Consider the following 25,429-nt stretch of genomic DNA (forward strand, 5'->3'; position numbering starts at 1 on the left):
GAAAAACGCTATTAGAACCCTTCTCGCCCGGCGGCTGCAAACGCATCGCGGGTTAAGTTCTCGCAGCCCAGTGCAGTCACGGCAACATTGTCCTCGATACGGATACCGCCGAACGGCAGCAGGGTATCCACCAGCGCCCAATTCACGGTGTCACCGCCTGGAGTTTGGCGCAGTTTGCCAAGCAACGACGGGATGAAATAAAGTCCCGGCTCAATAGTGACAACAAAACCCGGCTGCAGCGTTCGAGTCAGGCGCAGAAACGGATGTTCCAGTGGCGGCTCACGCAGGTAACCCTTTGCGTCCTGCTGCCAGCCACCAACATCATGCACCTGCAGGCCTAGCAAATGACCAAGACCGTGGGGGAAGAAGGTGCGGGTGATTCCCTGTTCGACCTGCGCTTCGACGCTAGCATTCACGAGGCCGCAGTCGCGCAGAATCTGCGCCAGGGATAAATGCATCTGCTGATGCAGTTCGACGAAATCGACCCCCGCCCGAACCTGCGGCAGCAGCGCCCGCTGCGCCCCATCAAGCAGCGATACCAGCCCGGCGAAGACGGACTCGCCATCGGCGACATGGGTGCGAGTAATATCGGCGGCGTAACCGTGCAACCTAGCGCCGGCGTCAATCAGCAGCGTACGGTGCAGCGACGGCGCCTGATGCTGCTGAAACTGGTAGTGCAGCACGGCGGCATTGCTGTTCAGCGCAACAATATTATCGTAGGGCAGATCCCGCTCGTTATGAGCGGTGGCGGCAAGGTAACCCTGGTGAATACGGTACTCACTGGCGTCAGCCCGGAACAGTCCCTCTGCCGCTATATGGCCCTGAACGGCAATACGATTGGCCCGGCGCAGGCACTGCAGCTCCCAGTCGGTCTTTACTGCTCGCTCAAAATCGAGCCGAGCGATAAGCGCGGCAGGATTATGCGCCCAGTCATCCCGCGCGAAGGCCCCGCGCGCTTCAGCGATCAATGCCGTATTACCGAGATTTTGGAAAACTGAACTGAGCCTGCGGACATCAGCGAAACATTCAATTTCGAATTCTTCAGTCCAGTCACCGCTCGGCGCTTCGGGCGTCTGGTGCCAGAAATCGTCCGGACAGTAGAGATAGAGCAAGGGCTTTTGACCTGGGCGCAGTAGCAACCAGCTACCGGGGTGCTCTCTCAAGTGCGGCAGCCATTGCACAAAAGGCGGATGGGCACGAAAGGGGTACTGGGTATCATCCAGAAAACGTCGCGGCGCCGTGCCTGAACCCAGCAATAAAGCATCAAAGCCAGTTTCACTCAGGATGCGGTCGAAGCGCGTCCTGAGCGTTGTGATATGACGTTCAAACAGTCTGTGCATACAATCTACTCCGACCTTCGGCCTGAATCCGGTCAGGACTTTTACACCCACTCACTGGCGGCAATACTGCCTCTCTAATCATGGCTCATGATTGTATCTGCGCTCTCAGCTATTCGCACCTGTTGCGGCTGCAAGGCCGCTGGAGAGGTTTTGCGCACGCTCAGAAGATGCGCCCTCCTGAGCGACCTAAGTCCTTAACCTGTGTTCGTCTTTTATCAGGCAAAAAAAATCCGGCATTCAATAAAGAATGCCGGATTCTGTTCAAGCTTTGGGTCGCTGGCAAGCCTTGTTTAAACAGCCTTGCCGTACGAACCTAGCTTGTAGCAATGATCCGCCCAAAGGCGAGTCAAAGGAGCCTGGGCAGGCTGTTTACATCATGCCGCCCATGCCGCCCATGCCACCCATGCCACCCATATCCGGCATGGCCGGCTTGTCTTCAGGGTGATCAGCGATCATGGCTTCGGTGGTGATCATCAGACCAGCAACAGATGCCGCCGCCTGCAGAGCAGAGCGTGTCACCTTGGCCGGATCCAGAATACCCATTTCCAGCATGTCGCCGTATTCGCCAGTACCAGCGTTGTAACCAAAGGCGCCAGTACCTGCGCGAACCTTGGAGACAACCACGGATCCTTCTTCGCCGGCGTTCTCAACGATCTGACGCAGCGGAGCTTCCATGGCACGGAATGCCAGCTCGATACCCACGGTCTGATCGTGGTTGATGCCTTCCAGGCCCTGTACGTTGGACAGAGCGCGGATCAGTGCAACACCGCCGCCAGGAACCACGCCTTCTTCAACGGCTGCACGGGTTGCATGCAGGGCGTCTTCAACGCGGGCTTTCTTCTCTTTCATTTCAGTTTCGGTGGCAGCACCGACCTTGATAACGGCTACGCCGCCAGCCAGCTTGGCAACACGTTCCTGCAGTTTTTCGCGGTCGTAATCAGAAGAGGTTTCTTCGATCTGAGCGCGGATCTGCTGTACGCGAGCCTGGATATCAGTGGCTTCACCAATACCGTCAACGATAACGGTGTTTTCTTTGGTGATGTTGATGCGCTTGGCCTGACCCAGCTGTTCCAGCGTGGCAGTTTCAAGGCTCAGACCCACTTCTTCAGCGATGACAGTTGCGCCGGTCAGAACAGCGATGTCTTCCAGCATGGCCTTGCGACGATCGCCAAAGCCTGGCGCCTTAACGGCAGCAACCTTGACGATACCGCGCATGTTGTTGACAACCAGAGTTGCCAGCGCTTCGCCTTCAACGTCTTCGGCGATGATCAGCAGCGGACGGGAAGACTTGGCAACCTGCTCCAGAGTCGGCAGCAGATCACGGATGTTGGAGATTTTCTTGTCGAACAACAGGATGTAAGGGTGATCCAGATCGATCGACATGTTTTCCTGGTTGTTGATGAAGTAAGGCGACAGGTAACCGCGGTCAAACTGCATGCCTTCAACAACGTCCAGCTCGTTCTGCAGGCCGGTGCCTTCTTCAACGGTGATGACGCCTTCCTTGCCAACGCGCTCCATTGCTTCAGCAATCAGCTCGCCGACATCAGTGTCGGAGTTGGCGGAGATGGAACCAACCTGGGAAATGGCTTTGGAGTCTGTGCAAGGCACAGCCATTTTGCGCAGTTCTTCAACAACGGCGATGGTTGCCTTGTCGATACCGCGTTTCAGGTCCATCGGGTTCATGCCGGCAGCAACAGATTTCAGGCCTTCATTAACGATCGCCTGGGCCAGAACAGTTGCAGTGGTAGTACCGTCACCGGCAACGTCACTGGCCTGGGAAGCAACTTCCTTGACCATCTGCGCGCCCATGTTTTCAAAGCGGTCTTTCAGTTCGATTTCTTTGGCAACGGAAACGCCATCCTTGGTTACCAGCGGGGAACCAAAGGATTTTTCCAGTACTACGTTACGGCCTTTAGGCCCCAGAGTAGTCTTTACAGCGTCAGCCAGGATGTTGACACCCTTGAGCATGCGCTTGCGTGCATCATCACCAAAACGTACGTCTTTTGCAGCCATTGTCTAATAATCCTATACAAATGCTATTAAGTCGGGAATTAGCGGGGCAGGACAGCTGATCAGCCTTCAACCACACCGAAAATTTCGCTTTCGTTCATGATCAGCAGCTCTTCGCCGTCAAGCTTGACGACGTTGCTACCTGAGTACTGGCCAAACAGAACGACGTCACCTTCTTTAACGGTCAGTGCTTTCACATCACCGTTGTTCAGCGTGCGCCCTTCACCTACTGCAATTACAGTTCCGCGGTTCGGCTTTTCTGCAGCAGAACCCGGCAGAACGATGCCGCCAGCGCTGGTGGTTTCTTCTTCACTGCGACGAACTACTACTCGGTCGTGAAGCGGACGAATTTTCATCTGTTCTACTCTCCTGATCTTATTAGGATCCAAAGCTATTGTTTACAGAGAAAGGACAACAGGCCATCTGCTGCCCCAAATACTGGATGATCAGGATAATGGGGGCGGGGAAATGCATTTCAACAGCGCCAGCAAAAAAATGTGAAAAATTTCTGCCCTGCTTACGCCTATGCTGTAATCCAAAGCCCCACGCTGAAGTAGCCCACAAAGTACGGGCCAGAGCCCAAACAACAACAGGCGCCAACGGCGCCTGTATAAGGAAGGACAAAAACACGGGGTGACCCGCTGTTACTGGAAGGTCGCGGCTCTGGCCTCTGGTTAGTCGTCTTCGCGGCGGTACTCGCCATCAATGGTGTCACCCTTGCCATCGACACGGGGATCCGGCCGGGGGCGGCCCGGCCCCGGCGGAACCTCGGGCCCCTCGAAGGGAGGGCGTCGGTGAGACGCCGCCACCAGGGTAAAGCGACTCACCAGCGCTTTTGACAGCAGCTGGCGGGTAAAGGGAATCAGGCAACAAAAGCCGATGACATCGGTAAAAAAACCCGGCGTGATCAGCAGCGCACCGCCCACGGCCAACACCAAGCCCTCGATCATTTCACCGGCCGGCATCTCGCCGGCATTGATCTTCTGCTGCGCCCGCGCCAGCGTCGACAACCCCTGATAGCGCAGCATATTAACGCCGATAAAGGCCGACAGCAGCACCAGCCCCACCGTGTACCAGGCACCGATGGCCTGACCGACGTTGATCAGCAGGGTAATTTCGATAATTGGGATGATGATAAAAAGCAGAAAAAGAAACCGCATTGCCATAGTCCGAAATAATTTTCCTCATCACACCAGATGATGGCTGAATCCGCAACTTAAATGCCCTCAAGCAGGTACTTGTGCCGCCGTGGCAAAATGCTGCAGCAAAATTAGACCAAAGTATAAGAATATTTTTGCCTAAAACAGGACTAAAAATAAAACTCATTAAAATCAGTGACTTAAAATCAGAAAAAGCAGAAATTCAGAGCTATTCATAACAAGCTTCAGCAACAGTTTGATGACAGGCAGCTGAACCGGGTAGACATTTGTGCACAAGCGATATAGCTTTGTGCAATGCAACATACTGCAGCGCACAATAATAAAACAATACAAGAATCATACTTGGAATCAGGTGAAAACAATGGACATTAAAGACAAGGTAATCGTAATCACTGGTGGCGGTCGTGGTCTGGGTCGCGCCATGGCACTGGAACTGGCTGACAAGGGCGCACGCATTGCTCTGGTCGACATGAACGGTCCGGACCTAGATGAAACCTCAGGCCTGTGCATGGAAAAAGGCGTAGAAGCACGCTCCTATATATGCAACGTCACCGAAGAAGCCGCGGTCGAGCAACTGTTCATTGATATCGCCACGGACTTTGGCGCCATCAACGGTCTGATCAACAACGCCGGCGTTACCCGCGATGCCCTGCTGGTAAAAGCCAAAGACGGCAAGGTTGTCTCCAAGATGACCCTGGACAACTGGAACATGGTCATGAACGTTAACCTCACCGGCACCTTCCTCTGTGCCCGTGAAGCCGCGTGCAAAATGATCGAGCTGGGTAACCCTGGCTGCATCATCAACATTTCCTCCATTTCCCGCTCCGGCAACATGGGCCAGACCAACTACACTGCCACCAAAGCCGGCGCTCAGGCCATGGCCGTGACTTGGGCGAAGGAACTGGCACGCTACGGCATCCGCGCAGCCTCAATCGCACCGGGCTTTATCGCCACCGACATGGTCATGGCCATGAAACCCGAAGCGCTGGAAAAAATGGCAGCGGGTATTCCTGCCAAGCGCCTTGGTCAGCCTGAAGAGATCGCCCGCACCGTAACCTTTATTCTTGAAAACGACTACATCAGCGGCCGCTGCATCGAAGTCGACGGCGCTCTGCGTATCTAGTTTTCCTTCCTGAAAAAGTATTTATTCACCTTTAAAACCGGCGCCTGAGCCGGTTTTTTTTATGCGTTTTTACAATGACCAAGCTGGCGCAGCCCGCCCGAGTGGCACATCCACCGCCGCCGCCGTTTACAAGCCTGCGGCCGATGGACACAATGCTTGTTCACGGACACCCAGGGAAATGCCCCACCATGCAATCTGAAAACGCCGAGCACACCCAAAGCTGGAAAGAGTGGCTATACAGCGCCCGTGTCTATCTGCAACCTCGACCTATCACTTTGTTATTCCTTGGATTCTCCGCCGGCCTGCCACTCATGCTGGTATTCTCCACCCTGTCATACTGGTTGCGTGAAGCGGGCATTGACCGCGGCACCATAACCTACTTTTCCTGGGTCGCCCTGGCCTACGCCTTCAAGTGGGTGTGGTCACCGATTATTGATCGCATGCCCATTCCACTACTCTCCGCCTGGCTGGGCCGGCGGCGCAGCTGGATGCTGACGGCACAGCTGCTCATCGCCCTGTGCCTAGTCGGATTGGCCGATTCCGACCCGCAGCAAAACCTTGAACTCATGGCCTGGTTCGCCCTCGCCGTCGCCTTTTGCTCTGCCACCCAGGACATAGCCATCGACGCCTATCGCATCGAATCGGCCGAGCCGCGCATTCAGGCCGCCATGGCCGCCACCTACATGCTCGGTTACCGTCTGGCCATGATACTGGCGACCACAGGCGCCCTGCTGATCGCCGCCTGGCACGACCCGGGCGCCGACAGCTATAGCCGCGAGTCCTGGCAGATGGCGTACTGGGCCATGGCTGCCCTGATGAGCGTCGGCATTATAACGACACTGTGTGCGCCAGAACCCACGCCCGATGGCGCCGCAGCCGAGCAGAAAAGACAAGACATCGAAGCTTTTATGGAACAGCGCCAGCATTTGCCCCACGCCCTGGCACGGCTACTGGGCTGGTTCTATGTTGCGGCCTACTGCCCCTTCGCCGATTTTATCAGCCGTTATGGCAAACCTGCGCTACTGATTCTGGCGCTGATCGGCAGCTACCGCATCGCTGATGTCGTCATGGGTATCATCGCCAATGTGTTTTACGTCGACATGGGATTCACCAAGGTTGAAGTGGCGGAAATCACCAAGCTGTTCGGCACCCTGATGACGATTGCAGGCTCCCTGGTGGGCGGACTGCTGGTGTACCGTTTTGGCGTGATGCGGATACTCTTTATCGGCGCCGTGCTGGCTGCCGCTACCAATCTGCTGTTTTCTGCCCTGGCACTGACCGGCCACAGCGTCGGCTTTCTGATAGTGACGGTATCCCTGGATAACTTCAGTGCCGGCATCGCCACCGCGGCCTTTATCGCCTACCTGTCGAGCCTAACCAGCATCAGTTATACCGCAACGCAATATGCACTTTTCAGCTCGGTCATGCTGCTGATGCCAAAGTTTCTGGCGGGCTTCTCCGGCGATGCGGTCAATCTGATGGGCTATCCGCTATTCTTCGCCGGTACTGCGGTGCTTGGTCTGCCGGTACTGATCCTGGTTTGGCTGGCGGCACGCCATGCACCGGTTCAGGCAGAAGCGCCCACCAAACAGTAACGATTATCATTTACAAATTATAATCGATATCATAGAGTCCTTACACCACTCAAGAGAAGGGACTGCTATGAGCTATATCATCGACGCCTGGCTGGAACGGTCAGATCCATACCTTCGTATCACCCATCGCCATACCGGCATCCGCGTTATTGAATGGCGTAACGAGAGAATCGCCACCCTGCTGGAGCAGGGCGTGATTTGCCCACAGGATCTGCAGCAATCACAATGTTGCAGCAAGGAACTGGTTCAGGAGTTGTTTGTACTGGCCTGCCTGGAAGGCGGCCGCTGCCTGAGCGAGACCGGCGAGCCGCACTAACAAGCCAGGGTGTAACGACGCCGGCCCATTGCAGGCCGGCTCCACAAAGCTTAATCGCGGAAGTTGTTGAACTGCAGTGGCAGTTCCAGATCAGCCGCCCGCAGCATCGCCATCGCGCCCTGCAGATCGTCACGTTTTTTACCTGTTACCCGCACCTGCTCGCCCTGCACCTGGGTCTGCACCTTGAGTTTGGCATCCTTGATCAGCTTTATAATCTTCTTGGCCAGCGCCTGATCCAGGCCTTGCTTGAGATCTACCTGCTGGCGGGCGCGCATATTCGCCTTTTCTGCATCTTTAACGTCCATGCAGCGTATATCAATCTTGCGGCTGGTCAGCTTGGCACGCAGCACTTCTTGCAGCTGCTGCAGCTGGAAGTCCACTTCGGCCCAAAGCACCACATGACCATCGCCCAGCTCGAAGCGCGCATCGATACCCTTGAAGTCGAAGCGGTTCTGAATTTCACGGTTGGCCTGATCTACGGCGTTGGTGACTTCATGCATGTCCAGCTCGGACACTATGTCAAATGACGGCATTACCCGATCTCCTCTAAATTGAAGCGGCCCGCAGACTCCACAGCGCACAGCACCGGGTCGAACCTAAGTGAGGGCATTTTAACGAAGGCACGTGGCCATTTCACCCATTGCTCACTCTGGTTATCATAAGCGCTGTGATTTACCGGCAAAGTTGCTACATAAAGCACCGCTACGTCATCACCGGGGCTTTCTCAGGAACAATGCCCCAAGCGCCTGCACTTGCGCTAATTTTCAGGGCAAGGATGAACAACTGGTGCAAAGCGCCCGTTTGTTCTCACAATTTAGTACGCACTTTTATTCAACGACGGATTTCTCATGCACTGGACAATCCTTGGTGCCGGCGCCATCGGCTGCCTCTGGGCCGCGCACCTGCAGCGCGCCGGGGCTTCGGTCAGCCTGGTTCTGCGCAGCCCTGAACGCCTGGCACAATTCCGGCAGCGTGGCGGCATTAAGCTGATTGACGATAGCGGCGAAACTTTCTGCCCGCTAAACGCCACCCTGGCGGCAACACCCCAGTCTATTGCGCAACTGCTACTCTGCACCAAGGCGTACGACAGCCAGAGGGCATTGGAGTCCGTGTGGCACAGACTCAATGCCGACAGTCACATTCTGGTACTGCAAAATGGCATGGGCAGTCAGCAACAGGTTATTGAGCGTGCCGGCAATGACCGCGTGCTGATCGGCTCCACCACCGATGGTGCCTACATGCGCGCGCCCTTCGAAGTCGTTCATGCAGGGCGAGGTGAAACCGCCATTGGCCGCTTCTACAGCACGGACGCATCACTGCCGGATTTCGGCCCAAAGTTCGGGCTGCAACTGCGACAGGACCCGGCGATTGAAACCACCCTCTGGCGCAAGCTGGCGATCAACTGCGCCATTAACCCGCTGACAGCGCTCTATGGCTGTCGCAACGGCGAGCTGGCAACAGTACCCGCCTATAGCCATGCGCTCGAAGCCCTGTGCAAAGAATTCGAAGCCGTAGCCCAGGCGTGTAACATCCCACTCTTTGAAGGCCCCTTGCACGAACAGGCCCTGATGGTCGCGCGCGCAACCGCAAATAACTATTCGTCGATGCTGCAGGATATTCGCCATCAGCGCCCGACAGAGATTGAACAGATCACCGGTTTTCTGTGCAACCAAGCCCAACTGGCTGGCATTGATGTGCCCCGCAACCGCGCAGCGCTGCAGCAGGTACGCCAACTGCAGCGCAACAGTGGTAAAGCCTCAGACCTGTGTTCAGAATCACCGAACTCACCTTCGAGCTAACCCAAGAATCACCTCAGACAGGGAACCCACACAATGTCGGATCGTCTTAATCGCATTTACACCCGCAGCGGCGACAAGGGGACCACCGGCCTTGCCGATGGTCGCCGGGTAGAAAAATATCATCCGCGTATCGAAGCCCTGGGCGATATCGACGAGCTGAACTCGAGCCTGGGCGTACTGATCGCGGAACTTGGCCCCGATGATACTCTGCATAGCTTCCTTCCCGGCCTGCAGCACGACCTGTTTGACCTGGGCGGCGAGCTGGCAATGGTCGATGTACAGTACTGGGTGCTGGACGACGCCGCCATCAGCGCACTGGAGCAGCAATTGGACAGCCTGAACGCGGAGCTGCCCGCCCTGCGCGAATTTATCCTGCCAGGCGGCAACCGCGTCAGCGCCCTGTGCCAGCAAAGTCGCAGCCTGTGCCGGCGGGCTGAAAGGCGCCTGGTGGAACTGGCACAGCTTGAGTCGGTCAACCCCCATGCCCTGGGTTACATTAACCGCCTGTCTGATCTGCTGTTTGTCTGCGCCAGGGTACTGGCGCGCCGCGGCGACGGTCAGGAGGTTTACTGGCAGGCGCGCAACAAACGCTGAACAGCATCAGCCGTTACTGTCGCACCGGCAGCAGCAACGGATCGGTTATACTTCATTCAAGCCAAGGAGGATAAAAATGCAAAGAATTCTGCCCGCACTGATACTGGCCTGGCTACCCCAACTGGCGTTCGCCGACTGCGCCCTGGATCAGCAGTTTTGTCGCACCGAATGCGAAATCCGGCACTTCACCGATGACGCCGCTGTCACCGGATGCAAGGCGCGCTGCGCCGTGCAACGCGCCATCTGCTCAACGGGCAAGGGCGCCGAAACCGCGGTCGAGCTCGGCAAGGAAGGTGCCGATGCGGCAGTAGAAGCCAGCAAGGATGCCTGGGAAGGCACAAAGTCCTTTATCAAGGGTATTAGCGAGCCCTGATGCAGTGACACTCTCCCACTGACAGCAATAGCGCTCTCCGCGGTGAAGAGCGCTGTTGCAATAGCCAACTGTCACACCTAACCGAAAAAGCAGTTTTCAACTGATATCGCTCACCCGGTTCATAAACGACAATTCACACCAGCCATGGGCGCCATCCTGCCCCAGCCGAAGTCGGCTCAGGGAACCGGTATCAACGCGCAGCTGTGACCAGTTGCTGACCTCCAGTCCTAGTGCCTCGCCAAGAAGTCCCCGTATGACCCCAGCGTGAGTCAGCAACAGCAGGTGGGTATCGCCCTGGGCCGCGGCAAAACTTTCTGTCTTTAATTCGTGCTGCAGTGAGGCCAGACGCGCACAGAAGGCCGCTATGGTTTCCCCACCGGGCGGCGGATGCGCTTGCGGATCTCGCCAGAAGGCCATTACCGCTGCCTGCTCCTGCTGCCAGACGTCCGCATAAGGGCGGCCGTCCCAGCGGCCAAAATCCAGCTCCAGCAAGCGCGCATCCGCAGCGTACTCAAGCTGCAACGCCTGGGCGAGTTCTGCTGCGGGCTGCGCGCAACGACGCAATGGCGAGCAAAGGATGCGCTGCCAGCCAGAGCTTTCGGCACCATAGGCCTGCATCTGGCGCCAGCCCAGGGGCGTCAGGGCAGAATCGGTGCGCCCGCGGTAGCAGCCAGCATCTTCAGCGTCGCCGTGGCGCAGCAGATCCAGCGTCAGTACGTTCAACCGCCGGGGCCCGCCACACCGGCCTGGGCAAAGGTTGCCATGCCACTGTGCAATTCACAGGCACTGCGGACGATCTGCAACGCCAATGCCGCTCCACTGCCCTCTCCAAGTCGCATATTCAGCATCAGCAAAGGCCTGGCGCCCAGCGCCTCCAGCATAAGCCCGTGGCCGGGTTCGGCCGAACAGTGACCATAGAGCAGCCAGGGTGCCAGATCAGGCTTGAGTCTTACCGCCACCAGCGCCGCCAGGGTACTGATAAAACCATCTACCAGCACCGGCACGCCGCACTGACCTGCGTGCAGATAAGCCCCCACCATGGCGGCGATTTCAAAGCCCCCCAGGCGGCGTAGTAACTCAAGCACAGCAGGGTTATCGCCGGTATGCAGACTGAGCCCCTGACGAATCAATGCCACCTTGTGGGCCAGCACAGTGGCGTTGACGCCGGTCCCAGGGCCCGCCAGCTGCGCTGGATCCAGTTCAAGCAACACGGTACCGAGCGCCGTTGCAGCACTGGTATTGCCAATGCCCATCTCGCCGGCAATAAACAGCTCGCAACCGGCCTTCTGCGCCTCGGCCAAACGCTCGGCCCCGGCCAGCAAGGCGGCGTCGCGTTGCTCAGCCGTCATCGCGGCCTGCTGACTAAAGTCCGCCGTGCCCGGCCCCAGCCAGCGATCAACCACTCTTGGGTCGGGCTCAGGCCGTTGCAGCGTTCCCAGATTCACCACATCGAAACGGGCACCGGCAAGTTTGGCCAATACCGCAACGGCTGCACCACCAGAGACAAAGTTGGCCAGCATCTGCGCGGTGACCGCCTGGGGGTAAGCCGATACGCCGGCAGCAGCGATACCGTGATCGGCAGCGAACAGGCTGATATGACAGGCATCCACACGGGGATAAACCCGCCCCTGCAAGCCGGCAAGACGAACCGCCAGCTGCTCGAGCTCGCCCAGAGCGCCTGCGGGCTTGGTCAGCTGCAGCTGATGGGCTCTGGCTTGCTCCTCGGCCTCGGCATTGGGCTGCTGCATCGGTTCGTCAAGCCAGTTGGAGGCCAGGGAAAAGGCCATCACTTTACCTCCAGCGGCAAACCGGCCACGCTCAGGGTCACACGATCACAGACCGCCGCCATGCGTTGGTGCAGCCAACCGGTCTGATCCTGAAAGCGCCGGCTGAGCGCCCCCATGGGTACAATCCCCATACCAACTTCATTGCTCACCATGATCAGGTTTCCATCGATGCGTGCCAGCAGCGCATCCAGTGCATCCAGTTCAGCCTGCAGGGTCGCATCGCACTCCAGCAGCAACAGGTTAGTCAGCCACAAGGTCAGGCAGTCTACCAGTACGCAGTAGCCTGCTAGCAACAGCGGCTCAAGCGCAGCGGCCAAGCCAGTGGGCGCTTCCACCAGACGCCAGTCGGCAGGGCGATCCGCCTGATGACGGCGAACGCGCTCGGACAGCTCCTCATCCTCCCCCGGAACCATGGTGACCACCAGTGCCACCGGCAGACCACTGGCTAGCGCTCGCTCTTGCGCCAGCCGGCTCTTGCCTGAGCGGGCACCGCCGAGTATCAATTGCTTCACGCACTTCTCCATTATCCGTTATCCGTTAAAACTACTTACCCTGTCCGAGTTTTTTACGAGCATCATCCAGATGAAGGCACAACTGCTCGGCGCCGGACAGCGCCCGCAGCGTCGCACGGTGCATCCAGTCGGCATTAAGCTGATAGAACAGTTCGTGCTGCACCGCCGGCAATTCGGGCCAGCGTTGCCAACGTTCGATCCAGTCGTGGGGGGCTTCTTCAGTTGTGGTCAGTATGACTTCGGGACGTACCGCCAGCACCGACTCTACGCCAAGCTGGGGCACCGCCTCTGGCCTATCGGCGAAGGGGTTTTCACCGCCACACAGACGCAGCATCTGATCGACCAGCAGTGTACGGTTCACCGTCATCAGGGGCTCATGCCACAGCTGATAGAACACCCGCACCGGCGCTGCATTCTGATGCTTCAGACGCAACAGTTCCACTCTCGACTCCAGCCCGGAGGCTGCGGTCTCGGCCAGGGTTTGCAGCCCTGTAAGCTCGCCGTACAGGCGCAGATTGGCGGCAATGGCGGCAAAACTGTGAGGATCCGATTCGAAAACAGGAATACCAAACTGGCGTACACGCTCCAGCTGTGCCGGCGTGTTACCGCCTGACCAGGCAATCACCAGATCCGGCTGCAATGCCAGCACCTGCTCCAGATTCAGCTGGCCATAACTCCCCACGCGGGGGATTGCCTGCGCCTGCGCTGGATAGTCGCTATGCGCCACAGCGCCAACGATAAGATCGCCTGCGCCAATGCTGAAGAGGTTTTCAGTAATATGGGGCGCCAGGGCGAGAATGCGCCTGGCGGGTTGCTCCAGGGTGACACTGAGCCCCCCGTTGTCCACCACAGTGATCGCGGCCAGAGCGGGCCGCACCAGCACCAAACACACAAATGACAGGCAAAGCCTAAGGAGCTGTGAACGAAGATGTAGCATAATGGGCCGCTGCGAAAAAGGCGCCATTATACCCCGGTGCAGGCCTGGACGCAGACCTGGATACGCCCCCCTGCCCCCAGGCCTGTCGCTGGCAGGCTAGCGCGACATATCGACGATCACGCGGCCTCGCACCTGACCCTCGACGATACGCTGGGCATAGTCCCGCACCTCATCCAGCCCGATACTGTGACCGATTTCACCCAGTGCCGCAGCGGGCAGATCCCGCGCCAGGCGTTGCCAGGCCTGCTGGCGCCGTGACAGCGGACACATAACCGAATCCACCCCCTGCAAGCGTACGTTACGCAGGATAAACGGCATCACCGTCGTCGGCAGGCTGAAGCCCGCCGCCAGGCCACAGGCCGCCACCGTGCCGCCGTAACAAGTTTCCGCCAGCACTCGCGCCAGAATGGTGTCACCCACGGTATCAATGGCGCCGGCCCAGCGCTGCCCTTCCAGCGCCCGGGGCTTGGCCGCCATGCTTTCACGACTCACCAGCGCCTGGGCACCCAGCCCCCTGAGATAGGCCTCTGTCTCCGGCCGTCCCGTAACTGCATGGACCTCATACCCCAGCCCGGCCAGAATCGCCACCGACACGCTACCTACACCCCCGGCAGCACCGGTCACCAGCACAGGACCGGCCCCAGGCGTCAGGCCGCCTTCTTCCAGCGCCATCACGCACAGCATGGCCGTAAGCCCTGCGGTACCAATCATCATAGCCGTACGGGCATCCATGCCTTGGGGCATGGGCACCAGCCAGTCGGCTTTTAGACGCGCCTTCTCGGCCATGCCACCCCAGTGACGCTCCCCCACGCCCCAGCCGGTGAGTACTACCGCATCACCGGGGGAGAAAGCCTCATCCGCAGATTCCAGTACCCGGCCGGCCAGGTCGACACCAGGTACCATCGGGAACTGATTGACGATCTTGCCGGTTCCGGTAATTGCCAGACCGTCTTTGAAATTAAGCGACGAATAGTCCACCGCCACCAGGACTTCGCCCTCGGGAAGGGCCGATTCTTCCAGCGTCCTGACCTGCGCCTGAGTTTTGCCGTCCTGCTGATCCAGTACCAGTGCTCTGAACATATCGCCTCCAATTTGCTGCAATTTCTATTTGTAAGACGAATTAACATTAGGAGTAATTCGTCTATTTGTAAAGCAAATTAACAAATAGGTCATTCTGTGAAATACTGAGCGCCACAACCGGGAGCACAGATGACGAACTCAGCCTTCGAGCCAATAAAACGGGACAACCTTTCGCGTCAGATCGCCGATCAGCTGCGCCGCGCCATTGTCGATGGCGAATTGCGCGCCGATGACCGCCTGCCCACCGAAGACGAACTGGCTCTGCGCTTTAGCGTGTCACGCCCGACCATTCGTGAAGCCCTGAAAATTCTTGCCGCCCAGAACCTGATCCGCTCCAAGCGCGGCCCCACTGGCGGCACCTTTATCAACTGTCCTAGCGTCAACGATTTGAGTGAATCCCTCACCTGCGCCACTACCCTGCTGGTGGGCATGGACGCCTTCAATATGGACGAGGTATTGCAAGCCCGCGAACTGCTGGAGCTGCAATGCTGCCGGCTGGCGGCACAGAACAGAACCCAGGCGCAGCTTGAGCATATGCGCCAGCAACTGGAACTCCAGCGTGACGGTAGCCTGAGCGGCGAAGATTTCTGCGCCTCTGATGTCGCCCTGCACCGCACCCTGGCCGATGCCAGCGGCAATCGTCTGCTCGGATTTGTCATGTTTTCGGTGATCGAGGCCCTGCAGCCGGTGACCAACATGGTGGCACACCGCTTTCGTGACCGGACTCTGGTCAGCACCCAGCATCAGCGCCTGATCGAAGCCCTCGAAAAGCAGGATGCCGATGGCGCCTGTGCCATTGTCACCGAGCAGATCAACGACCTGCGCCAGCACCTTGGCGCTGATTCCTGAACGGGGTAGCATGAGCGCGACTGAAGTCTTGCATCCGACGCCTCGCTGCCGGTAGGCTTTGGCCAACGATTGTTTTATTCTTTCATACCGGTATGACTTCCAGGTGAGGATTGACTGTGGAACAGAACAGCATATGGATCATTGGCGTAGTGGCGCTGGCGGTAGGCGGCCTGATCGGTTACCTGCTGGGGCGCTCGGGTTCTGATGCAGGACAGCGCCAGACACTGAATAATCAGCTCGATGAGGCCAAGGCAGAACTTGCGACCTACAAGCAGGATGTAACCGACCACTTCGAGAAAACCGCCGCACTGGTGAATCAGCTAACCAACACCTACAAGGATGTACACCAGCATCTGGCCAGTGGTGCCCAGACGCTCTGCGACGACGATGCCGCAAGCCTCGCCCTGAATGAGAGCATGCAGGCTAAACTGACCGCCGCACCGGACGCGCCCATTCCAGTCGTGACCGATGTTGTGCCCAACGAAGAAGCCGAAAAGGTGCCTGAGCCTCCGCGGGATTACGCCGCCAAGTCGAGCAAGGATAAAGGCACCCTGTCCGAGGCCTACGGGCTTGAAGATGAAGACGAGGAAGACGAAGAGGAACTGCTCACCGATCCTGCCCACCTTGCCGCGCTGAAAGCCAAAGAGAAAGAAAAGGCCAAAGAAAAAGATAAATTGAGCAAAGGCGATAAAACGCAGGAGAGCCCCAAAGCCAAAACTGCGGACGCCAAAGACTGAGTCCGATATCAAACTGCGCGGCGCAATGCCGCGCAGCAATGAGTGATTCACATCACCTTGAAATAACCACCGCCAGCGCGCTATAGACGTCCGTCAGACCGGATTGTCGATATCAGCAAAGCGCCACTCCAGCCCGAAATGCTGCGCCAGATGTTCCCCCAGCGCCTGTACGCCGTAACGCTCTGTGGCGTGATGGCCGGCGGCGATGTAATGCACACCATGTTCCCGCGCACTGTGTACCGTAGGCTCGGAAATCTCCCCTGACAGATAGGCATCCAGACCCAGCTCCGCCGCCTGCTCGATATAGCCCTGAGCCGCACCAGTACACCAGCCAATGCGTTCAATCTGCTGCGCAGCACCTGGAATGCACAAAGGCTCACGGCCCAGTAATTTAGCGACCTTGGCAGCAAAATCAGCCAGCGACATCGGGGTTTTCAGGCTCCCGGCCAACCCGACTGAGCGCGGGTTACCAGGCTCCAGCGAACCTTCGATCTCCAGCCCCAGAAGCGCCGCCAGCTGCACGTTATTGCCGTATACCGGGTGCACATCCAGCGGTAAATGGTAGGCTAGCAGGCTGATGTCATGCTGCAGCAAGGTCGCCAGGCGGCGCTTCTTGATACCGCGAATACGGCTATCCTCCCCCTTCCAGAAATAACCGTGGTGCACCAGAACAAGATCAGCCTGCCAGGCGACAGCTTCATCCAGCAACGCCTGGCTGGCCGTGACACCACAGAGAATCCGCTGCACCCGACCTCGCCCTTCAACCTGGAGTCCATTGGGGCAGTAATCGGAGATGCTGTTGCTTTGCAGCAACGTATCGCAGTAACGCACCAGCTCATTCAGTTCGATAGACATAGACGTATGATTCCCTATTTCACAACAGCAAGGCTTCAGGAGGCCGGCCGAGAATCCTGCCGTAGCAAGAGCCGACTGATTTTCGATGTGCTTGAAGGCGAGTCGGCGCTCTATTTAACGCAACACAACACAAAAAGCAGCCCCTCTCATTGTTAAAGAGTCAGCAGGTTCGCAGTAAGTTAACTATTGTCCGGCGGTCTCCTAGCCGTATAATTGCATGATTTCATAGTACAATCACCCGGGCTGCCCATGCGAAAGTCTTCCTATCTAATTTGGCCGATTATTACCGGCGTGCTGGCAGCGCTGGTGATACTGCAGCTCTTTCCCGATTTGCTCAGCCCCACGATAACGACCGTTGAGATCCGCGAAGCCCAGCCCCGCCCGGCCGCGCCCGCAGGCCCCGACAGCGGCCCTGTGTCCTACGCCAGCGCGGTAGAAACGGCTGCGCCTGCCGTCGTCAATATTTACACCCGCACACTGATCAAGCCCCGGGAAAATTCGCTGCGCGATGACCCGGTCTTTCGCAACTTCTTTGGTTCCGGCAATCGCCCGCAGCGCGAGCGCATTGAGTCAAGCCTCGGCTCAGGCGTTATCCTCAGCGCCCAGGGTTATATAGTGACCAATAACCATGTCATCGCCAATGCCGACAGCGTGCTGGTCGCGCTGCGTGATGGCCGTGAAACCCAGGCCCAGGTCATAGGCACAGACCCGGAAACGGATTTGGCGATTCTCAAGATTCAGCTGCCAGACCTGCCAAGCATATCTCTCACCTCATCCGAAGCCCTGCGAGTCGGTGATGTGGTGCTCGCCATTGGCAATCCCTTTGGCGTCGGCCAGACCGTGACCATGGGCATTATCAGTGCAACCGGGCGTAACAGTCTGGGGCTCAACACCTATGAGGATTTTATTCAAACCGATGCCGCCATCAACCCGGGAAACTCCGGCGGTGCCCTGGTCGACGCCTACGGCAACCTGATCGGCATCAACTCGGCCATCTTTTCGAAGTCCGGCGGCTCCCAGGGCATTGGTTTTGCCATTCCGTCCAATCTTGCACGCCAGGTCATGCAGGATCTGATCGAGCATCAGCGGGTTATTCGCGGCTGGATAGGAGTGGAAGTACAGGAACTCACCCCGCGCCTGGCCGAAAGCTTCGGCCTTGATAGCGCCCAGGGACTGGTCATCGCCGGTATATTTCGCAATGGTCCCGCTCACCTCGCGGGCCTGCAGCCAGGGGATATAATGACCGCCATCAACGGCGACCTTATTAGCAACAGCCGCACGTCAATGAGCCGCATTGCGACCTTCAAGCCGGGCCAGACGGCCAGCATAGACATACTGCGCAACGGTACTGCGATGCAACTCAAGGTGGAAATTGGAGAACGCCCGCAGGAAAGCGAACGCTAAGCGCGAAGGCTGTGGATAAAAGCCCAGGTATGGAAAAAAAGCGGCTAAGGCACCCGAGGTGCCATAGCCGCTTGCGCATCAGTCCTGCTTAATACGGTACTCAGCGGAACGGGCATGGGCCGTGAGGCCTTCACCGCGCGCCAAAATCGATGCCACGGCACCCATTTTCGAGGCGCCGTCGGCTGAAAACTGAATCAGGGACGAGCGTTTCTGGAAGTCATACACACCCAACGGCGAGGAGAATCGCGCCGTGCCTGATGTCGGCAACACATGGTTCGGCCCCGCACAGTAATCGCCCAGGGCTTCGGCCGTGTAGTGGCCCATGAAAATGGCACCGGCATGGCGAATATCAGGCACCAGCGCCTCCGGGTTATCCACCGCAAGCTCAAGGTGTTCCGGCGCAATCCGGTTGGCCACATCGACAGCCTGAGCCATATCCTTGACATGAATCAGGGCTGCGCGGTTCCGCAGCGAGACTTCAATAATTCCGCGTCTTTCCATCGTCGGCAGCAGGCGCAGGATGCTCTGTTCAACCCTGTCCAGGTAGTCGGCATCCGGGCTCACCAGAATAGACTGCGCATCTTCATCGTGCTCGGCCTGGGAGAACAGATCCATGGCGATCCAGTCAGGATCGGTACTGCCATCGCAGAGCACCAGAATCTCGGATGGGCCCGCGATCATGTCGATGCCGACAACACCAAAGACTGCACGCTTGGCCGTGGCGACATAAATATTGCCAGGACCCACGATCTTGTCGACCCGAGGTACGGTTTCAGTACCGTAGGCCAGGGCCGCAACGGCCTGGGCACCACCGATACAGAAGACCCGGTCAACCCCGGCCAGGGCTGCTGCAGCCAGTACCAGCTCGTTCAGCTCGCCACCCGGGGTAGGCACCACCATGATGATTTCGCCCACTCCAGCAACCTTGGCCGGCAGCGCGTTCATCAGCACCGATGACGGATAGGACGCCTTGCCACCAGGCACATAAATACCCACGCGATCCATGGGGGTGACCTTCTGGCCCAGCATGGTGCCGTCGGCCTCGGTATAGCTCCAGGAATCGCTCTTCTGCCGCTCGTGGTAGTCGCGCACACGCACAGCAGCGGCTTCCAGCGCACTGCGCTGCGCCTGGGGTAACTCTTCCAGCGCCTGCTCAAGGCGCTCCCGGCTGATTTCCAGTTCGGCCATGGATGAAACACCCACTCGATCGAAGCGGTTACTGTATTCCACCACGGCCGCATCGCCCTGGGTGCGTACGCGCCTGAGGATCTCATCCACAGTGGCGTTAACGCCTATATCGGACACAGATTCCCAGGCCAGCAGCTTCTGCAGCGAGGCTTCGAAATCCGCAGCACCTGCATCCAGGCGCTGAATATTCAGTTCGGACATAACTCAGGCTCCACGCCGCGCCACAACAGCCTGTGCCATGCTGTCGACGATCGGCTGTATCAGGTCATACTTCATTTTCATCGACGCCTGCCCCACCACCAGCCTGGAGCTGATCGGTGCGATCAGCTCCAGCGGCTCCAGGCCGTTGGCCCGCAGCGTATTGCCGGTATCGACAATATCAACGATTTGATCGGCCAGCCCCATGATGGGTGCCAGCTCCATGGCGCCATAGAGCTTGATGATATCCACCTGCAGCCCCTGACGCGCAAAGTACTCGCGGGTCAGGTTGACGAACTTGGTAGCGATACGCAGGCGCCCCTTGACCGGTGCGGCCTTGACCAGACCCGCCGTCATCAGCTTGCAGCAGGCGATCTCCAGATCCAGCGGTTCATAGAGGCCCTCGCCGCCATGTTCCAGCAGGACATCCTTGCCGGAGATGCCCATGTCCGCCCCACCGTATTCGACGTAGGTCGGCACATCGGTGGCACGAATGACCACCAGCTTCACATGGTCCTGATTGGTATCGAAAATCAGTTTGCGGCTGCTGAAAATATCCTCAGCCGGCACTATGCCCGCGGCCTCAAGCAGCGGCAGTGTTTCCTTCAGAATGCGCCCCTTGGAGAGCGCAATGGTCAACGGTTGAGTCATAAGTCTAATGTGTCCCTGTCAACCCGGAATCCGAACGATGTGCGCACCCAGCTGGCGCATCTTTTCTTCGATGTGTTCGTAACCGCGGTCAATATGGTAAATACGATCGATCAGGGTGTCACCACGCGCTGTCAGAGCGGCAATTACCAGGCTGGCGGAAGCGCGCAGGTCGGTTGCCATGACCGGTGCACCCTGCAGCTTTTCAACGCCTTCAATCATCGCATTGTGACCATCGATGGTAATTTTTGCGCCCATGCGAATCATTTCCTGCATGTGCATGAAACGGTTCTCAAATACCGTTTCGCGAATCTGACTGACCCCCTGAGCCACCACATTCAGAGCCGCAAACTGGGCCTGCATGTCGGTGGGGAAAGCCGGATAAGGCGCCGTAGTAATACTCACGGCCTTGGGCCTGCGGCCCTTCATGTCGAGCTCGATCCAGTCATCGCCGCTGGTGATTTCAGCACCGGCTTCGGTCAGTTTCTGCAGCACCGCATCCAGGGTATCAGGACGGGTATCGGTGCAGCGCACACGGCCGCCGGTCGCAGCAGCCGCCACCAGATAGGTGCCGGTTTCGATGCGATCAGGCAATACCGAGTAGCTGCCTCCTGCCAGGGATTCAACACCCTGCACCCGAATGGTATCGGTGCCGTGACCCGTAATCTTCGCCCCCATGGCGATCAGGCAGTTGGCCAGATCCACCACTTCAGGTTCACGGGCGGCGTTTTCCAGAATGGTCTCGCCCTCTGCCAGGGTCGCCGCCATCAGAATATTCTCGGTACCGGTCACGGTTACCATATCGAAAAACACCCGGGCTCCCTTGAGGCGACCCTTGCTGCGCGCATGGATATAACCTTCTTCCACCAGAATTTCAGCACCCATGGCCTGCAGGCCGCGAATATGCTGATCAACAGGGCGGCTGCCAATGGCACAGCCACCCGGCAGGGACACCTGAGCCTCGCCAAAGTGCGCCAGCATCGGACCCAGCACGAGGATGGAGGCGCGCATGGTTTTCACCAGATCGTAGGGCGCGTGATACTCGCGAATGGTGCGGGCATCGATCTGTACATTCAGGTTTTCATCCGCGACCACCTCCACGCCCATGCGCCGCAGCAGATCGAGCATGGTGGTTACATCGTTCAGGTGCGGCAGGTTGCTGATATGTACAGGGCCGTCAGCCAGCAGGGCCGAGGCCAGAATAGGCAGCGCAGCATTTTTGGCGCCCGAAATGCGGACTTCGCCATTAAGGATGACGCCGCCTTCAATCTTGAACTTTTCCATCAGGGGTCCTGTCGTTAAAAACGGCTTAGGCTTGCAGCGCTTGCCACTGTTCCGGGGTGTAGGTCTTGATGGTCAGCGCATGAATGGCGCCGCTGGCAATATGTTGCTGCAGGCACTGATATACAAGCTGCTGCTTTTTCACCGGCGTCAGGCCGGCGAAGAGGTCACCTACGACGGTCACCTGAAAATCACAGCCTTCACCAGCGGGGTAAACACTGCAGCCATCAAGCTGAGATTCAATAATCTGCTTTACTTCTTGCGCTTGCATACCGCTCTCCAACACTTATTCTTCAAATCAAAACAGGCGCCGAATAATAGCCGAATGACAGCTAAAACGCGACGCCCTGCAAGGACAGCCCCGGAACAGTTACCGCCTCGCGGTATCTCTGAGCCTGGAACCAGGAAAGCTGATTAAAGACCACCGGCCTGGGAACTGAACAGGTGGCCCAGGCCAACCAGGCGGGCTATAGACAGCAGGTCTTCCGGCACATGGCGGGCCTGCAGATCGATATTGCGCTCCTGCGCTTCGCGCTGACAGCATAGCCAGAGCGACAGCGCAGCACTGTCGACACTGGTGACGGCTGAAAAATCCACCACGCATTTAGACTCACCGCTGGCAATAAGCCGCTCGAGGCGCTCACGCACCCCGGATACGGTTGCAAAACGCAGGTCACCGCTCAGCGCCACCTCATCGGCGGCCTGTACTTCGACAGAAGCCTGCATTAGCTGCCCTCGGTATTGGCCACCCGACTGTCAACCTGGCTTTCCCAGCTGTCGATAGCCTGCTGAATATTGCCATTGTTACGCTCAGCCAGATCGGCAAACTGATTGGTGAACGTCAGGCGCAGGTTGATCCCATCCAGAATAACGTTTACCAGCTGCCACTGACCGTCGCGCTCCAGCATGTAGTTCACCAGGCTGTACTTGGTGCCTGCACTGGAATAGACATTCAGGGTCACAACCTGCTTGTCAGGCTCAGGGCTTTCAGGCCCCTGGGCTGCCACCTCAACGCGGCTGATTTCAAATCCGGCCAGCGCCTTGGTGTAGGTTTTCACCATGGTGTGCTTGAACACTGAGGCAAAATGAGCACGCTCGGCATCATCGGCACGACGGTAGAACTTGCCCATCACGCGCTGCGCTATGTAGTCAAAATCAATCAAGCCGCCCAGGCGCTCTTCAACCTTTACCATGGTGGCATTGAGGGATTCATCGTTATTGATATCGACGCCCTCCTCCAGCAAGGTCACCATGTCCTGGGTCACTTTCTCAACCACACCGCTGGCCGCTTCCCAGCTGGCCTGAGCCGGCAAGGTCGGCAACAGCAATGACAACATCAACGCAACGCTTGTTAACAATCGTTTCATGACAAACCTCACTCACTGACCTTGTTGAAAAGGAATTTGCTTACCAGATTTTCCAGCACCAGTGCTGATTGAGTATTTTCCAGCGCATCGCCGTCCTCGAGCATTTCATCATCAGCCCCTGGAGTAATGCCGATATACTGTTCACCCAGCAGGCCCGCTGTCAGGATCTGTGCCGAACTGTCGCGACTCAGATAATCCACCGAACTGTTAATATCCATTGCAACCACAGCCATCAGCATACGCTCGTCAATCTCAATGGACTTGACCTGACCAATCTGCACACCGGACAGCGTCACCTTGGCCCTGGGCGCCAGACCACCTATGTTCTCGAACCGCGCCAACACGCGATAGCTACTCCCGCTATCAGACACTTTCAGTCCGCTGACATTCAGTGCCAACAGAATCAATGCCAGGATCCCTGTCAGCATGAAACCGCCAACGCTGATCTCCACCACCCTCGTACGCATCCTAAAAATCTCCAAACATCAAAGCGGTGAGAATAAAATCGAGCCCCAGTACCCACAGCGACGCATACACCACGGTACGCGTTGTCGCCTGGCTGATCCCCTCGGAGGTCGGCACACAGTCATAGCCCTGGTATACCGCCACCCAGGTCACAACGAAACCGAATACCACCGACTTGATCAGGCCATTGAGGACATCATCATAGAAGTCCACCGACTGCTGCATATTGGCCCAGAAAGAACCCTCATAGATTCCCAGCCAGTCAATGCTGACCAGGGCTCCGCCCCAGACACCAACGGTTGAGAAAATGGCTGCCAGTATTGGCAGACAGATAAAACCGGCCCAGAAACGCGGTGCAATAATGCGCCTGTAGGGATCAACCCCGATCATTTCCAGGCTGGACAACTGCTCGGTGGCCTTCATCAGGCCAATTTCAGCGGTAAGGGCAGACCCCGCACGGCCGGCAAACAGCAGCGCCGTGACCACGGGACCCAGTTCGCGCACCAGACTCAGTGCCACCATCTGACCGACGGCCTGTTCGGAGCCATAGCTCACCAGAATGGTGTAACCCTGCAAACCGAGCACCATGCCGATAAAGGTGCCCGACACCAAAATGATAACCAGCGACAACACACCCACGAAGTAGATCTGTTTCAGCAACAGCGGAAACATCACCATCGGCCGGGGTCGCGCGATAAGTACGTGCGCCAGCAAGGACCCGGAGCGGCCCAGGGCAGACAGCCCTTCCAGTCCGATATGGCCCAGCGCCTGAAGGCGATCCAGCATCCTTTAGAACCCTTTCATCAATTCGGCCTGGTAGTCACCGGCCGGAAAATGGAATGCGACAGGACCGTCCGGCAACCCGTGCATAAACTGTTTCACCTGTTCGGACTCATCGGCCCGCAACTCCGCCGGCGTGCCGCTGGCAATCACTACACCACCCGATACCAGATAGATGTAATCAGCTATACCAAGGGTTTCCTGAATGTCATGTGAAACGATGATACTGGTATGTCCCAGCGCCTGGTTAAGACGCCGGATCAGATTGACCAGCACCCCCATGGCGATAGGGTCCTGCCCGGTAAAGGGCTCGTCGTACATAACGATATGCGGATCCAGCACTATGGCCCGTGCCAGCGCCACGCGCCGCGCCATGCCACCAGACAGCTCGCTGGGCATCAGAGCCTGGGCACCGCGCAAGCCCACAGCCTGCAATTTCATCAGCACCACATCACGGATCATGTCCTGCGGCAAGTCAGTGTGCACTCGCAGCGGGAAGGCCACATTCTCGAACACCGTCATGTCGGTGAACAGAGCGCCGCTCTGAAACAGCATGCCCATGCGTGCGCGCACCTCAAACAGGTCCGCCCGCGACAGTGTGGGGATATTGTCACCTTCAAGCTCAATGCGTCCGGTATCGGGCAGCAGCTGGCCCCCGATCAGTTTGAGCAAGGTGGTTTTACCCGTTCCCGAAGGTCCCATGATCGCAGTAATCTTGCCGCGCGGGATCTGCATGTTCAGATCGCGGAAGATGGAGCGTTCGCCACGGGAAAAACTCAGGTTACTGATATTGATTGTGAAATCTTCGATGTTTTCCATATATGAAGCAGCAGGTCAGCCTTGAGCCTGCCGTGGTCTTCGCCCTGGCAGATTAAAAGGCTGAAATATATCATTGCAGCGCACAAACCGGAAATTTTACTTGGCCTGCACCACCCACAGAGCGCGATTTCCGGCTCCGCGCTTGCACGGACTTGCCATTCTGTTCTAATAGATGCCCTGCGCAGCCTGCCACGGGGCCTGTGCCTTAGTGT

General features: G+C 57.8%; 29 protein-coding genes. 9 read left to right on the top strand and 20 right to left on the bottom strand.

The window, feature by feature from the left end; all coding sequences use genetic code 11:
- Window positions 1–11: 11 nt before the first annotated feature.
- The 4 genes from pepQ to MPRO_RS22945 form a co-directional block, all read right to left on the bottom strand.
- Window positions 12–1,340 (bottom strand): Xaa-Pro dipeptidase, encoded by a 1,329-nt coding sequence (gene pepQ, locus MPRO_RS22930; RefSeq protein WP_067298627.1) that lies wholly within the window; start codon window positions 1,338–1,340, stop codon window positions 12–14.
- A 369-nt stretch (window positions 1,341–1,709) separates the two neighbouring features.
- The gene (groL, locus tag MPRO_RS22935; protein ID WP_067298628.1) at window positions 1,710–3,353 is read right to left on the bottom strand and encodes a chaperonin GroEL; all 1,644 of its coding nucleotides are present in this window, start codon (window positions 3,351–3,353) and stop codon (window positions 1,710–1,712) included.
- Between the two features lie 59 nt (window positions 3,354–3,412).
- Entirely contained in the window at window positions 3,413–3,706 is a 294-nt protein-coding gene (locus MPRO_RS22940) for a co-chaperone GroES (RefSeq protein WP_067298629.1), read from the bottom strand.
- A 318-nt stretch (window positions 3,707–4,024) separates the two neighbouring features.
- On the bottom strand, window positions 4,025–4,510 hold the full coding sequence (locus tag MPRO_RS22945; protein WP_067298689.1) for an FxsA family protein: 486 nt from the start codon (window positions 4,508–4,510) through the stop codon (window positions 4,025–4,027).
- Between the two features lie 361 nt (window positions 4,511–4,871).
- On the opposite strand from MPRO_RS22945, the gene MPRO_RS22950 reads away from it, so the two are divergent.
- From MPRO_RS22950 to MPRO_RS22960, 3 genes are all read left to right on the top strand, one after another.
- On the top strand, window positions 4,872–5,633 hold the full coding sequence (locus MPRO_RS22950) for an SDR family oxidoreductase (protein ID WP_067298630.1): 762 nt from the start codon (window positions 4,872–4,874) through the stop codon (window positions 5,631–5,633).
- Between the two features lie 188 nt (window positions 5,634–5,821).
- Window positions 5,822–7,228 (top strand): AmpG family muropeptide MFS transporter, encoded by a 1,407-nt coding sequence (locus MPRO_RS22955; protein ID WP_067298631.1) that lies wholly within the window; start codon window positions 5,822–5,824, stop codon window positions 7,226–7,228.
- 67 nt (window positions 7,229–7,295) lie between these two features.
- The gene (locus tag MPRO_RS22960) at window positions 7,296–7,544 is read left to right on the top strand and encodes a PA4570 family protein (protein ID WP_067298632.1); all 249 of its coding nucleotides are present in this window, start codon (window positions 7,296–7,298) and stop codon (window positions 7,542–7,544) included.
- A gap of 50 nt (window positions 7,545–7,594) precedes the next feature.
- Here the strand turns inward: MPRO_RS22960 and MPRO_RS22965 are convergent, their stop codons facing one another.
- Complete coding sequence (locus MPRO_RS22965) at window positions 7,595–8,077, bottom strand: YajQ family cyclic di-GMP-binding protein (protein WP_067298633.1); 483 nt, start codon at window positions 8,075–8,077, stop codon at window positions 7,595–7,597.
- Window positions 8,078–8,392: 315 nt separating this feature from the next.
- Here MPRO_RS22965 and MPRO_RS22970 point away from each other — a divergent pair, with 315 nt between their 5' ends.
- From MPRO_RS22970 to MPRO_RS22980, 3 genes are all read left to right on the top strand, one after another.
- Window positions 8,393–9,343, top strand: coding sequence for a ketopantoate reductase family protein (locus MPRO_RS22970; RefSeq protein WP_067298634.1), 951 nt, complete (start codon window positions 8,393–8,395; stop codon window positions 9,341–9,343).
- A gap of 33 nt (window positions 9,344–9,376) precedes the next feature.
- The gene (locus tag MPRO_RS22975; RefSeq protein ID WP_067298635.1) at window positions 9,377–9,937 is read left to right on the top strand and encodes a cob(I)yrinic acid a,c-diamide adenosyltransferase; all 561 of its coding nucleotides are present in this window, start codon (window positions 9,377–9,379) and stop codon (window positions 9,935–9,937) included.
- Between the two features lie 76 nt (window positions 9,938–10,013).
- The gene (locus MPRO_RS22980; protein ID WP_067298636.1) at window positions 10,014–10,310 is read left to right on the top strand and encodes a hypothetical protein; all 297 of its coding nucleotides are present in this window, start codon (window positions 10,014–10,016) and stop codon (window positions 10,308–10,310) included.
- A 96-nt stretch (window positions 10,311–10,406) separates the two neighbouring features.
- On the opposite strand, the gene MPRO_RS22985 is transcribed toward MPRO_RS22980, so the two are convergent.
- From MPRO_RS22985 to acuI, 5 genes are all read right to left on the bottom strand, one after another.
- Window positions 10,407–11,033 (bottom strand): histidine phosphatase family protein, encoded by a 627-nt coding sequence (locus MPRO_RS22985; protein WP_067298637.1) that lies wholly within the window; start codon window positions 11,031–11,033, stop codon window positions 10,407–10,409.
- Window positions 11,030–12,097, bottom strand: a complete 1,068-nt coding sequence (gene cobT / locus MPRO_RS22990) for a nicotinate-nucleotide--dimethylbenzimidazole phosphoribosyltransferase (RefSeq protein WP_102136354.1) — start codon at window positions 12,095–12,097, stop codon at window positions 11,030–11,032. Before cobT ends, MPRO_RS22985 begins: the two co-directional genes overlap by 4 nt.
- The gene (cobU, locus tag MPRO_RS22995) at window positions 12,097–12,609 is read right to left on the bottom strand and encodes a bifunctional adenosylcobinamide kinase/adenosylcobinamide-phosphate guanylyltransferase (RefSeq protein ID WP_067298691.1); all 513 of its coding nucleotides are present in this window, start codon (window positions 12,607–12,609) and stop codon (window positions 12,097–12,099) included. The genes cobT and cobU overlap by 1 nt, the downstream gene beginning before the upstream one ends.
- A gap of 31 nt (window positions 12,610–12,640) precedes the next feature.
- Complete coding sequence (locus tag MPRO_RS23000; protein ID WP_216821360.1) at window positions 12,641–13,492, bottom strand: cobalamin-binding protein; 852 nt, start codon at window positions 13,490–13,492, stop codon at window positions 12,641–12,643.
- A 150-nt stretch (window positions 13,493–13,642) separates the two neighbouring features.
- Window positions 13,643–14,626: an acrylyl-CoA reductase (NADPH) gene (acuI, locus tag MPRO_RS23005; protein ID WP_067298638.1), complete on the bottom strand. Its 984-nt coding sequence runs from the start codon at window positions 14,624–14,626 to the stop codon at window positions 13,643–13,645.
- Window positions 14,627–14,755: 129 nt separating this feature from the next.
- On the opposite strand from acuI, the gene MPRO_RS23010 reads away from it, so the two are divergent.
- Window positions 14,756–15,475: a FadR/GntR family transcriptional regulator gene (locus tag MPRO_RS23010; RefSeq protein ID WP_067298639.1), complete on the top strand. Its 720-nt coding sequence runs from the start codon at window positions 14,756–14,758 to the stop codon at window positions 15,473–15,475.
- A 116-nt stretch (window positions 15,476–15,591) separates the two neighbouring features.
- Window positions 15,592–16,212 (top strand): Z-ring associated ZapG family protein, encoded by a 621-nt coding sequence (locus MPRO_RS23015; protein WP_067298640.1) that lies wholly within the window; start codon window positions 15,592–15,594, stop codon window positions 16,210–16,212.
- A 93-nt stretch (window positions 16,213–16,305) separates the two neighbouring features.
- Here MPRO_RS23015 and MPRO_RS23020 read toward each other — a convergent pair whose 3' ends face one another.
- Window positions 16,306–17,067: a Nif3-like dinuclear metal center hexameric protein gene (locus tag MPRO_RS23020; protein WP_067298641.1), complete on the bottom strand. Its 762-nt coding sequence runs from the start codon at window positions 17,065–17,067 to the stop codon at window positions 16,306–16,308.
- A gap of 249 nt (window positions 17,068–17,316) precedes the next feature.
- Here MPRO_RS23020 and MPRO_RS23025 point away from each other — a divergent pair, with 249 nt between their 5' ends.
- Window positions 17,317–18,471, top strand: a complete 1,155-nt coding sequence (locus MPRO_RS23025) for a Do family serine endopeptidase (protein ID WP_082709082.1) — start codon at window positions 17,317–17,319, stop codon at window positions 18,469–18,471.
- A gap of 78 nt (window positions 18,472–18,549) precedes the next feature.
- Here MPRO_RS23025 and hisD read toward each other — a convergent pair whose 3' ends face one another.
- From hisD to MPRO_RS23070, 9 genes are all read right to left on the bottom strand, one after another.
- On the bottom strand, window positions 18,550–19,860 hold the full coding sequence (gene hisD / locus MPRO_RS23030) for a histidinol dehydrogenase (protein ID WP_067298642.1): 1,311 nt from the start codon (window positions 19,858–19,860) through the stop codon (window positions 18,550–18,552).
- Window positions 19,861–19,863: 3 nt separating this feature from the next.
- Complete coding sequence (gene hisG / locus MPRO_RS23035) at window positions 19,864–20,508, bottom strand: ATP phosphoribosyltransferase (RefSeq protein ID WP_067298643.1); 645 nt, start codon at window positions 20,506–20,508, stop codon at window positions 19,864–19,866.
- Between the two features lie 18 nt (window positions 20,509–20,526).
- Window positions 20,527–21,789 carry a UDP-N-acetylglucosamine 1-carboxyvinyltransferase gene (gene murA / locus MPRO_RS23040; protein ID WP_067298644.1) on the bottom strand — a complete coding sequence of 421 codons (1,263 nt, stop codon included), beginning with the start codon at window positions 21,787–21,789 and terminating at the stop codon, window positions 20,527–20,529.
- Between the two features lie 25 nt (window positions 21,790–21,814).
- The gene (locus MPRO_RS23045) at window positions 21,815–22,057 is read right to left on the bottom strand and encodes a BolA family protein (protein ID WP_067298645.1); all 243 of its coding nucleotides are present in this window, start codon (window positions 22,055–22,057) and stop codon (window positions 21,815–21,817) included.
- Between the two features lie 143 nt (window positions 22,058–22,200).
- Window positions 22,201–22,512 (bottom strand): STAS domain-containing protein, encoded by a 312-nt coding sequence (locus MPRO_RS23050; protein WP_067298646.1) that lies wholly within the window; start codon window positions 22,510–22,512, stop codon window positions 22,201–22,203.
- The gene (locus MPRO_RS23055) at window positions 22,512–23,153 is read right to left on the bottom strand and encodes an MlaC/ttg2D family ABC transporter substrate-binding protein (RefSeq protein WP_082709083.1); all 642 of its coding nucleotides are present in this window, start codon (window positions 23,151–23,153) and stop codon (window positions 22,512–22,514) included. Before MPRO_RS23055 ends, MPRO_RS23050 begins: the two co-directional genes overlap by 1 nt.
- Before the next feature lie 8 nt (window positions 23,154–23,161).
- Window positions 23,162–23,620, bottom strand: a complete 459-nt coding sequence (gene mlaD / locus MPRO_RS23060) for an outer membrane lipid asymmetry maintenance protein MlaD (protein WP_067298648.1) — start codon at window positions 23,618–23,620, stop codon at window positions 23,162–23,164.
- 1 nt (window position 23,621) lies between these two features.
- On the bottom strand, window positions 23,622–24,404 hold the full coding sequence (mlaE, locus tag MPRO_RS23065) for a lipid asymmetry maintenance ABC transporter permease subunit MlaE (protein WP_067298649.1): 783 nt from the start codon (window positions 24,402–24,404) through the stop codon (window positions 23,622–23,624).
- A gap of 3 nt (window positions 24,405–24,407) precedes the next feature.
- Window positions 24,408–25,217: an ATP-binding cassette domain-containing protein gene (locus tag MPRO_RS23070; protein WP_067298650.1), complete on the bottom strand. Its 810-nt coding sequence runs from the start codon at window positions 25,215–25,217 to the stop codon at window positions 24,408–24,410.
- Window positions 25,218–25,429: the final 212 nt, after the last annotated feature.

This window comes from Marinobacterium profundum, assembly GCF_001528745.1.
Lineage (GTDB): Bacteria > Pseudomonadota > Gammaproteobacteria > Pseudomonadales > Balneatricaceae > Marinobacterium_A > Marinobacterium_A profundum.